Annotated in this window: 9 protein-coding genes; 2 read left to right on the plus strand and 7 right to left on the minus strand. The window is 36.4% G+C overall.

The annotated features are described in order from the left end of the window. Positions 1-338 precede the first annotated feature (338 nt). Positions 339-1,307, plus strand: coding sequence for a sporulation protein (locus tag B6A27_RS15075; RefSeq protein WP_080862519.1), 969 nt, complete (start codon positions 339-341; stop codon positions 1,305-1,307). 524 nt (positions 1,308-1,831) lie between these two features. On the opposite strand, the gene B6A27_RS15080 is transcribed toward B6A27_RS15075, so the two are convergent. From B6A27_RS15080 to B6A27_RS18720, 3 genes are all read right to left on the minus strand, one after another. Next, a complete protein-coding gene (locus B6A27_RS15080; RefSeq protein WP_066148986.1) occupies positions 1,832-2,296 on the minus strand; it encodes a DinB family protein in 465 nt (154 codons plus the stop codon). A 535-nt stretch (positions 2,297-2,831) separates the two neighbouring features. Beyond that, the gene (locus tag B6A27_RS15085; protein ID WP_044742564.1) at positions 2,832-3,833 is read right to left on the minus strand and encodes an acyltransferase family protein; all 1,002 of its coding nucleotides are present in this window, start codon (positions 3,831-3,833) and stop codon (positions 2,832-2,834) included. Between the two features lie 1,171 nt (positions 3,834-5,004). Further along, positions 5,005-5,175 carry a hypothetical protein gene (locus B6A27_RS18720; protein WP_161491048.1) on the minus strand — a complete coding sequence of 57 codons (171 nt, stop codon included), beginning with the start codon at positions 5,173-5,175 and terminating at the stop codon, positions 5,005-5,007. A 680-nt stretch (positions 5,176-5,855) separates the two neighbouring features. Here B6A27_RS18720 and B6A27_RS15090 point away from each other — a divergent pair. After that, positions 5,856-6,239 carry a hypothetical protein gene (locus B6A27_RS15090; RefSeq protein ID WP_080862520.1) on the plus strand — a complete coding sequence of 128 codons (384 nt, stop codon included), beginning with the start codon at positions 5,856-5,858 and terminating at the stop codon, positions 6,237-6,239. Between the two features lie 60 nt (positions 6,240-6,299). Here B6A27_RS15090 and B6A27_RS15095 read toward each other — a convergent pair whose 3' ends face one another. From B6A27_RS15095 to B6A27_RS18725, 4 genes are all read right to left on the minus strand, one after another. Beyond that, positions 6,300-6,941, minus strand: coding sequence for an ABC transporter ATP-binding protein (locus B6A27_RS15095; RefSeq protein ID WP_080862521.1), 642 nt, complete (start codon positions 6,939-6,941; stop codon positions 6,300-6,302). Between the two features lie 16 nt (positions 6,942-6,957). After that, positions 6,958-8,475, minus strand: coding sequence for a hypothetical protein (locus tag B6A27_RS15100; protein WP_080862522.1), 1,518 nt, complete (start codon positions 8,473-8,475; stop codon positions 6,958-6,960). Positions 8,476-8,478: 3 nt separating this feature from the next. Beyond that, positions 8,479-9,261 carry an ABC transporter permease gene (locus B6A27_RS15105; protein ID WP_080862523.1) on the minus strand — a complete coding sequence of 261 codons (783 nt, stop codon included), beginning with the start codon at positions 9,259-9,261 and terminating at the stop codon, positions 8,479-8,481. Between the two features lie 653 nt (positions 9,262-9,914). Next, positions 9,915-10,088 (minus strand): hypothetical protein, encoded by a 174-nt coding sequence (locus B6A27_RS18725; protein ID WP_159719234.1) that lies wholly within the window; start codon positions 10,086-10,088, stop codon positions 9,915-9,917. Positions 10,089-10,486 lie beyond the last annotated feature (398 nt).

A 10,486-nucleotide genomic window follows, 5' to 3' on the forward strand; every position in this document is an offset into this window, starting at 1 on the left:
GAGCGAATAGTTTTCGGAAAAGAAAGTCATGGATTTTTTCGGCACCCGAAAGCAAACGTTACCGTGTTTTTGCTAACCAAATATGTAAAAGAGCCATAGGCAACGCGCTTTTTCATAATGAACGCGGTATTGCCCGAACATTCGCTTGCTTAAAATCAGCCTGAATTTTACATGTTTAAAAGCTAAGTTTCGTTTGACTAACCTGCGGCTTATTGAACATCATCCACCGAGAAGTCTCCCGTCTCTTAATGGAGTGGAGGAGTTTTTATTCGTTTGCTTGAATCCTTCTTTTGCCTTCGTTCGTAAACAAAATAGCATAATCATGAGGAGGGTAAAGCATGTTTAAGAAACTATTGTCGAAGCTCGGTGTGGGCTCTGCAAAAGTGAATCTTATTTTACAGCAGCCCCATGTGCGACTTGGCGAAAAGATAGAAGGAGAGTTTATCATTGAAGGAGGAACGGTAGAACAGCATATCCGCAAACTCGATGTGGAACTGCATCTTATTGTACGTCATAACGGCCAAGAATATCGCCGCGCAGTAGCAGTCATTCCGGTTGCTCCGTCATTTACTGTGCATGCAGGAGAGAGAAAAGTATGGCCGTTTTCTTATATCGTTCCGCTTCATTTACCGATTACACGCTACAGCGTTGATTATATATTTGTTACACGTCTTGATATTGCTGATGGAGTCGATGCGATGGATAAAGATGCTGTGCGGATTTTGCCGCCAGCTCCATTGGAAAAGCTGTTTGCCGCATTGGACAAGCTCGGTTTTCGGGAAAAAGCGGATTCTGGAAAAATCACTACGTATGGCCAGGAGTTTGCGTTTTTCCCAGCAGGAGAGTTTCGCGGCATCATTCAAGAAGTGGAATGTTTCGTTTTCTTTGAAGAACAGGGACTGCGCTTGCGGCTGGAAGTAGATGTGTTAAGCGGATCTTATGGCTATGGGGAGATAGAATTAAAACGGGATATCTTTTTCACATATGATGAAATGAATGAGGAAGAAGCCGTTATGCAAAAGCTTCGTTTATTATTGCAGGAAATGGTGCAACAGCCTCGTGTTCATCCCAGTGTCCATTCCGCTCCTTTTTATCCGCAGGCTGCTCCATACAGCCCTCATTCTGCACGTCATTCTCACGGAATGATGGGGGCGATTGGCGGATTTGCGGCCGGAATGCTTGCGGGCATGGTGGCGGAAGAACTGCTTGATGATGTCATAGACAATGCCTTTGATCTGGATGATGGAGTAGAAGATATCGTGGATGATTGGTTGGACGGAGATGATGATGGCGGCGATTGGCTGTGATGAACGGAACGGTACAGGTTCATTTTATGCTTTTCGCTTATTGATTGAAATGTGAACGCAAGTGGTGAGTGATTCATTAGCCCTTTGTCGTGTGGCTAGTGAATGGCGTATAATCTAGCCAAATGCACGTTCACCATGAATCAGAGAAGCGCTTGGCAGGAAAAGGGGACGGACGGCCAAGCGCTTTAACATGTAGAGAAATAAGCAAGCACGGTTATTTATGAACGGCGCCGCATTTTTTAGCGACATTTTTCTCCATTTTTATATATATAGTAAATGGCGATGGGCCGATTGTTATGAGGTGGAGAAAAACATGAATACCGACATCCGCCATTTGGCATGGCATAAGACACTAGAGCTGCATGAATGAATGGGTGAATAAAAAAACCATTTTGTTCAGTCTTCTGTTTCATAAATAACGTGGCAGGAGGGCAAGTCTATAGATTTGCCCTCTGTTACGGTTTTACAAAGATGGCTTATGATGATAGGAATGCCAACCATGTTTTCGCTCAAACCATTCTTGGCTAACCACGTTTAATGAAGAATGGAAGCGTTTCGTGCCCCATTTCGCGCACATAGACAAACAGTTGGCCTTTATGGTGGATTTCGTGGTCCATGGCTGTTTGCAGAAACTGGGCAACAGAAAAAGGCGCGCCAAAAATTTTGGTTAGATCAAGCGTACGCTCAAAATCCTCATCTGTTAAAGATTCTAACAAGTTTTTTGTTTTTTCTGTGTACACTTCCGCTAGCTTACGAAGGTCGGTTTCATTTTCTTCGATTTTTTCAGTCAATACCCTCGGATTTCCTTCTTTCGCTGTTTGAGCGAACTGATAGAAGGTAAACAGCATATGGGTAGCCAGTTCCTTTGCCGACATCGAAGTTGGCGCCGGCTTGTAATCATAACGCTCAGGCTCAATTTTTTGAATGAGCTCGACCGTTACGTGGCGATGGGATAAAAAGTATTGGACAAATTGCTGAGCGCGGCTCATAAACAGTCTCTCCTTTGATCATCAAATTTTTGCTAGCCTTATGTTAAAATGAAAATCAGTTTTTTGCAAAAAATAGGTTTTCGATTGGGCTCATTTGTCTTGGAAATAAGGGGATGCTCTTTGTTTCGTTGACCGGCTATGTGTTTTGGTTAGGGGAATTTTGCCTTTGTTCGTTCGTAACACGCAAGGATTGATCATGGAATCTGCAGCTTTTTCACAAAAGCGGTTTTACACGGTGTTCATCCTTCTGATTGTATGGATCTGGGATTGGATGTGCAAGGTTTGCCTGCTTAGGAAAAGGATCAGACAAAAGGTTAGTTTTTAAAAAACACATGGCGATCGTTTGCTGAGTTTTGCCATCTAAATGGAGGAGGATGCGGAATGAAGATACATATCGTTTTTAGCGAAGCAGCGGCAGGAGGACTAGAAGTGGCGAGATGGAAATAACGGGAGTATATTTAAGAGGAGTGAAATATAAGCAGGGCGCTGCGGGGATTTACAGAGGAATCCTTGATCCCCGCAACATTTCTGCTTATCATCGAGACAGCAGCTGCTTTTTCAAAGGAATGCGGCATTCTGCAATCGGTTTGACGATACGAATGACGGGTCTGCTTCCCAGTAAAAATATCAGGGCTATTGAAATAATGATTAGTAACGGATAGCCGTTAATTTTAGCAATGATATCCGGAAAAGGCGTCGCGTCGTGCAAATATTTTAAAATAAACCCATGCAAAATATACACATAGAACGTTCTCGTCCCAAGCGTAGAAATGGTCAACTTTCTTTCCGGAATCAGTGCCAGAAAACAAAACGTCATGAAAAAGCTAGCCATATACAGAAGCAGCTTAAAGAGAACGCCTGTTTCCTCGCTGACGCCTAAGGTCGTGTAGGATTTGGAACCGTACAACCATTCTGCAGATGAGCTAGGAGCCATCCAGTAAATGACCAGAAAAGCGCATAATAAAGCGACTCCTGCTGCGAGGCGAAAGCGCTTTTCCAACAGAATCGAAAAATGCTTCTTTTTCAGCAAAAAGCCAAATAAGAAAAACGGAAAAAACGTAAATGTACGAGACAAGCTTAAAAACTTTTCCACATCGGTAAATCCGATAAGAATCCCTAGCAATATGGTTAAACCAATCGAATAGATTTTCGGCAGCTTCGCGAAAAGATACAGCATCACATTCCACGTAAACAAGCTTAATAAAAACCATAGTCCCCAATGCGGAACAAGAAAATCTAAAGAAAGATCGTCTTGTTCATACAAGAAGGCATAGTAAAGGGAATAAATCAGCTGGAAAACAAAATACGGAAGCAGAATTTTCTTGGCCATCTTTTTTAAATAGCCTTTTTTATGGAAGTTTTTTGAGAAATATCCTGAAATCAAAACAAACGCCGGCATATGAAATAAGAAAATCCAAACATACACACTATGGACCAATTCGTTTTTTTCGATATACGGACGCAGAAAATGTCCTAAAACCACCAAAAAAATCAGAAAGAGTTTCGCATTATCAAAATAATAATCTCGCTCTTTCATTTTTTCCTCCCAATCCATATTTTTATTGAAGATGTACGGCATAGGTTCATCATATAAAACCTATTCTAACATAAATTTTTACAAAGAAACTGTGCATTTGCTTCTAGGAAGAATGTGCTAAATGATTCATGCAACTTGGAAAATAGACAAAATTTCGGAATAATGCGGTACTTCTGTACTGTAAAAACAGAATATCTTTTGCTTGATGGCTACCCGTCATTTTCATGGCAGTGAGAGGTTGGATGATTTCGAGCTTTGTCACGCGAATACATAATGAAGGCAAGTCTACAGAAAGATTTTTGATTGTCAAGTTTCCAGCGCAAGGATCTTCTAACGACAGATGTGTTGGTGATCCAATAAGAATCAATGGCCATCGCTTTTGTTAAGTCCGATCAGTCTGTATTTTTTAGTAAAATAAAGTACAATCCACCCTTGTGATATGCATATTCGATCAAATGCTCAACTGTTCTAGGCATGTATTCTCTTTTGCAAAGCCCTGTTTGGCTGCTTTCATGACTCTTCTTTAACGCTCCATTAAGTTTCAATTTTTAATGTATCAGCCTTCATTATTATTTCTCCCTTGGCCCAGTTACAAATAGAGACTGTTAACTCAAATGAGATAGGAGCAGAAATAAAGTTAACAGCAAAAATTGTAAAAGACGATTCTGAAATGAAAGCAGTGGAAGCAAGAGAGAATAAAAACACGTACATCGCTACTTAACTATAAAAAACAGATGGATGGACTATTGAAATATATGATTTGAACGGGTTTAAGTCTTCAGTCGATACATTTATGAGTAATAAAGTCAAATGGCAGCTAAAGTGGGCAGTGGAGTTATTGGCTTTGTCGTTACATTATATCTAGCGCCAGAACCTACGTGGTCCAAAATATTAGCGGGTTTATTAACTGAAGACTCAGCTTCAATTGCTTATGCAGAAGGTAAAGCCATATAGAATGCGTATATGGATTCCAAATATTACTTGGCAAGAGTGAAGGTTTAGCATATATACAGGAGTAAGGGGGGATTTGGTATGTGGATAGAAATAACAATACTTCCTATATTGTTCCCCCCTTATTCGATCATAGCGGTACAGAAAGCCCGAGCCGGAAGCTTCTCTCTTTTACTTACCGTTTGGATGTTTTTAGCTTTTGGCGGAATCATTGTTTACCTTATAATCTGGCATCTCTATTTAACAGGAGACATAAATCGGCTTCCTGCTCATAAATGACCATTCCGATGATGTCGGGGGGCGAAAGAAGTGTCACTGCTGCTGATCCTCCATTTTTCTCGACACCTTCGCTTTGGCCGTATTTGCGATCCGCTTTTTTTCTGTGACTCATTCGCCATATTCCCCTTATTCCGTTTGCCATTACCGGATCGTGCTGGTTGTTGTTATTGATCTCTTATCATTCTAAGCATATGCCGCCTAGCGGAGCCTTTCCGTTGGGGGGTTTTGAGTTGGGACGAATGAAAATATAGGTATTTTCCGCAATCAAAATTGTGGAAAATACGGATGTTTTTTCTCATTTTATTTGATAGATTAAAAGCAAGAGTTGTAAATCTTGAAAAAGACAGGAGAACGATAGGGGGGATTCGAAATTGTAAAAAACGATTGAAATTTGGGAAATGTAGTGAAACAGTAAGATTCTTGAGGATCTAAGTTTTATGTCTTATCCGCATGATGTATATCAATCTCTTCAACCTTTCCGTTATGTCTTAAAAAGTCGAAGGAGAGCACAAACCGTTGTTTTTATCAACGGTTGAAGTACTATTTCTTGTCCTTATGTAGCTCTTTAGGACCATTGAGGGCAAGCGAAAAAAGAGGATGGATAGCCAGCAGGTATCGAAATATCTATAATGCTTTACGTTATACGTTCATTTAACAAAATGTTAAAATCAAATACTACCTTGATGATTAACTATAATTTTACAAAAATTCTCAAATACTATATTTTTCATTGAATATCAAAAGTTAATTTTATACCAAATGTATAAATTTTTTAAAGGATGGTGTTTTAATATGAAAAAGAAAAAAATTACAATTTTAGGTCTGGCTATAGGTTTGATAGCATTTGGTGGAGCAGTACAAGCGGGTACTAGTTGGTCCGAATACAACACAACTGTTGGAAAATTTAACGGAAGTGGGTACACAGGTTACCAAACAAAAGCTTATTCGGGGACATATGGTGAATTGAATTCGTCTGTAGTCGGCGGTTCATACACTGTTGATGCAAGAATGCAGGCAAGTTCCGGCACGGGTTCTTGGGTCAGAAGTGTTACTGATAGTGATTATCGTACTCTACCAAACTCTGTTCCAAGTGGAATAGAGTGCCGTGTCCAATTCAGTAACGATCTCACAACACCAGTAGATGTTCAAGTATCGGGAAAATGGAGAAGTAATTAATAAGGAAAGTCAAAAACGCTGATGTTCACTGAACATCAGCATTTTTGACTTTTTCCATCATTACAGTTCAACAGGTTCTAGTTTATGTTTATTGATACGGAACACATGATCACAAAGAATGTTAATATCTTCCTGATTATGACTTGTAAGTAAAATTGTACGTCCCTCATTCTTGAAAGATAATAATAGATTTCGAATTCTATCTACACTTTCTGCATCCAAAGCATTGAATGGTTCATCTAGTATAAGCACTTGTTGATCTTCCATAATTGCTTGGGCAATAGCTAATTTCTGCTTCATACCTAAAGAATAATGCTTAACTTTTTGTTTGGCTTGTGATTGTAACCCAACCATTTCCATTGTTTCGAAAATCTTTCCATCGCTAATTTTCCCTCTGATCAGTGCTAGTTCTTTTAAATTTTGAAACCCAGTTTTATTCGCAATATAACCTGGACGATCTATAATAATACCAAAATTATCTGGGAATCTTTTGCTCTTTCCTATCTCTACCCCTTCAACAATAATTGTCCCTTCATCTGGGAATACAAATCCACATATCATCTTAAACAAAACAGATTTACCAGAACCATTTGGTCCTACAATACCGTATATTTTCCCTTTTTCCACATTTAAGTCAACGCCGTCAAAGAGAGTTAACCCCTTATACGCTTTACTTACGTTTTTTAGTGAAATAATAGACATACTTTCACCCCACCTATTATATTTTTAAACTTCGTTTAAACAGGTAATTAACTACAGAAAATGCAATAGCGTTCATTACAATGAGAATTAATGTTAGGTAATACGGTGAATAATCTGCTAAGTAAACAATACCATTCAGTCCCACTGGTATTATACCTGCCACATTAACACCCGGGAGCATTAGAATCATGAACACGCTCACTAAAAGCATGCCATGTATCGACTCTTTGCTTACCCAAGAGACAATAAAAACAGCAATTATATAAAAAACAATCTGTAAGAAACCGTTGATAAAGAAGTGGTAAATAACTTCATATAACGGATTTGAAAGTATTGTCACATAAAAACTGGTATTCATCCTAAAACAAACAGCTATCACTAGAGAAAGCCCCATCAATGTGAATAGAAATAAAGCTACTGCTATTAATAATCTCTGCATCCAACTCCAAAACCATTTGTTTAAACTCCTAAAACGAATAATTTTATAGTAACCTAGCTGTTCAATCTCATTACTTAGAAAGAGCAATTGAACCAAATAAATGAATCCAAAGAATACAATTAAATAAAAGAAAAAAGGAATATACGCGAAACGTTCAGTGCTAACACCAATAAAAGACATTACCCAAACATCCCAAATGGTTACATCAGCAGATTTTATTAATGAGTTAGCTGTTGAACTTATACCTATTACACATAGAAAAAAATAAATTCCAATGGGTATATAGGACTTTATTGATTGAACATACACTTTTTTATTTAGATCCAAAATTTGCAAAAACAAAATACTAAGTATACCAAATACAAGGATAACAATATAGCTTAAGATTGGGGAATTAAAAGTATTAACTCCTTTGGCAATTGAAAAAAAAGTTGTTGGAGACAGAAAAGCAACTTCCCTAGGTAATAACTTAAATCCTACAATGCTTCCAAGAAAAATCATTACACTAATTGAAAGCACGAAATATTTACTTTTAGTTAACACATATACAATCGCTAAAGCTATATGTAGCAACGAAAATATTAACGTTAATAAAATCAACTGAGCCGCGAATGCAGATATTGGTGTTTCAAAGAACTTTACTAGTTCATCAAGAGTATTAGTAAAATGTTTTGTTTTGCTAAGCTGACTCCAATCCCATGAATAAGGGAATCCAATCATCATAAACAGAGATACAAAGACCCATAAAAACAATAAAGGAGCAATTTTCATCCAGAAGTGCTTAAGAGAGCTGTACACCCATTTTTTAAATGATCCTAAACGAATTAAAATTTGGTAATCAAAATTCACAAAAATAGATTTTATCGAAAAAAATAACATAATAGGAATAATAAAATAAACAATAAGGTACATATCATTGAGTAAACGTAAAGTAATATCCCAATTATTAAAATATACTTTCTTTTCGTAAGCAGCCTTAACAATTTCTTTTTTCAGCATAACACCATAAAAGTAAAAAATAACTCCTATCGCTAGCCATTTAATACTAATTACATCTTCAAGATATTCTTTCATACGAAAAATTCCTTGTTTCATACGTTATATCATCCATTCTTTTTGGTTTCGCATAGAGAATACAAAGATCCCTATTAAAACGATTAGTAGAAATGAAAACGGCACCAGTACAGTCCATAAAGGTTGTCCTTCAATATTGAATGGAAAAATAGTGCTCAGTGGCGAAAACATTGGTACATTGAGTACACCCGTTACGAAGTTGAAAATATGATAAAAAAGAAACGGAATCGATAAAGCCACAAAAGGATTGTTTAAGTTGAGCAATAACATAAAGGCAATAGTAGAATAAACTACTCCATTTATAGAAACCCAAAAGGAATAAATCAATCCATATGTTAAGTCCCCATACGATAAGAGCTGTGAAAAAGTTACGGTAGGTATATGTGCATTCTCATCTATAGGAGTATAAAGAATGATTCCTAGATTTGGTTCCAAATACATTATGAAAACAAACGGAAGGAAAATTAACAAAAATATAACGAATCCTGTCAAAAAAGCGTTTATTAGTCCTTTGCTGAGTAGATAAGTATTCAATGGAATTCTAGTACGAGTATAAGTAATAAATTTATTTCTTTGTTCTTGTAAAAAGGAAGGCAAGTAAATGATAATAGCAAGAGCAGGAAAAAGTAACGGAATAATCGCTGATACTGTCTCTTGAAATACTTCAATAGGCTTATAAAACTGATACCCTTCATTGATCATACAAAACCTTATAGTCGGTAAAAGGATAATAATAGCTATCCACATCAATAAATTTTTGGCTGTATATGCTCTTTTTAGCTCAACTAATAACTGATTGCGTAACATCCTTTTCACCTCTTAATATGTCTTTTATCGTAATAATTTTATTCATTCACACCAAAAAGTTTAAGATATTCTAAGGATACTTCTCTTGGTTTTTAGTGAAATACACACCTACAAATCAACACTAATAAACTTAATATTTAAATTAATTGTAAGGGATTCGAATGATACAATTAAATTACTCTCTAGACGTAAAGTAAATTTTAGAATCAATGACAAGTAATAAAAACTACGAATATCCAGTACTTCCAACGAAACCAATATTGATCTGTTCCGTAGCACAACCCTTTTTAAATAAAAATAAAGTAGGTATCTACTTAACTTATTGTTTTCAAAAGTAAAATCAGGCTTCCGAGAATTCGATTTCCTCAATTCAGTATTAATTGTATAAAGAGATTCTAAGAACAAAGGATTCCTCAACAAGTAGAAGTTCCATCTCCTCTGAGTTCATTAGTGTAAATTTTTTCTATTATCATATCCTATTTCATCAAAATGAACATCATAAATATTCCCTAAATATAATATAATAAAATCACTAATATAATACTAACTATTAAGATACTTAATATTCCTATTGCTAGTAGTCCATTTGCTAATATCCTCTGAAGAACTTGCATTAAATTAGTGTTCCACCTACTCAAATCTGCCAAAACGCTCTACCTTACCTTAATTCTCAATGCATCATTTCCTGTATAACCATCCATTATTTGTTGTTTTGTAGATTTATTAGGGTATATACAAGTTTTCTTATTTAATTCTACGGTTCTTGGATGTTTTGAATCTGTTTGCTTATATAATTCTTCAACAACACATATGTGAATTAATTCCATTTTTCGCCTCGTTGTTTACATTTGAAAAGATATCGCTCCATTTTTTTATTAAAAATTCTATTCTTCAGCCTTTGGTTTGAAACAAATGCGTCCCTCATCAGTCATTCGTTAATACTTCCTACGTGCTCTCGCTCCTTTCTCATTACTTCAATATAAGAGGCGATCCATTTCCGTTTTTCTAATCACTTTAAAGAAAGATAAGGATCGCTTCCTTAAAATTTACATCACTTTTAATCCGAATCATGTTAGCAATTTCATATCTGTACATATTATTTTTGTTTAGGAGGGATAATAATAAGTGTATTAATATGGCCCTGGCCCCTTCAGAAATTCTTTATCAACTTTCAATTATGCCTCTCATCATATCTATGTTTATATCAAAAAATGTAATTATAAGT

This window comes from Anoxybacillus sp. UARK-01, assembly GCF_002075365.1.
Lineage (GTDB): Bacteria > Bacillota > Bacilli > Bacillales > Anoxybacillaceae > Anoxybacteroides > Anoxybacteroides rupiense.

Excerpts from the sequence above, each read along its gene's own strand:
- B6A27_RS15080 (WP_066148986.1), bottom strand. The coding sequence starts at position 2,296 with ATGAGCCGCGCTCAGCAATTTGTCCAATACTTTTTATCCCATCGCCAC.
- B6A27_RS15100 (WP_080862522.1), bottom strand. The coding sequence starts at position 8,475 with ATGAAACAAGGAATTTTTCGTATGAAAGAATATCTTGAAGATGTAATT.
- B6A27_RS15090 (WP_080862520.1), top strand. The coding sequence starts at position 5,856 with ATGAAAAAGAAAAAAATTACAATTTTAGGTCTGGCTATAGGTTTGATA.
- B6A27_RS15085 (WP_044742564.1), bottom strand. The coding sequence starts at position 3,833 with ATGAAAGAGCGAGATTATTATTTTGATAATGCGAAACTCTTTCTGATT.
- B6A27_RS15075 (WP_080862519.1), top strand. The coding sequence starts at position 339 with ATGTTTAAGAAACTATTGTCGAAGCTCGGTGTGGGCTCTGCAAAAGTG.
- B6A27_RS18720 (WP_161491048.1), bottom strand. The coding sequence starts at position 5,175 with ATGAGTCACAGAAAAAAAGCGGATCGCAAATACGGCCAAAGCGAAGGT.
- B6A27_RS18725 (WP_159719234.1), bottom strand. The coding sequence starts at position 10,088 with ATGGAATTAATTCACATATGTGTTGTTGAAGAATTATATAAGCAAACA.
- B6A27_RS15105 (WP_080862523.1), bottom strand. The coding sequence starts at position 9,261 with ATGTTACGCAATCAGTTATTAGTTGAGCTAAAAAGAGCATATACAGCC.
- B6A27_RS15095 (WP_080862521.1), bottom strand. The coding sequence starts at position 6,941 with ATGTCTATTATTTCACTAAAAAACGTAAGTAAAGCGTATAAGGGGTTA.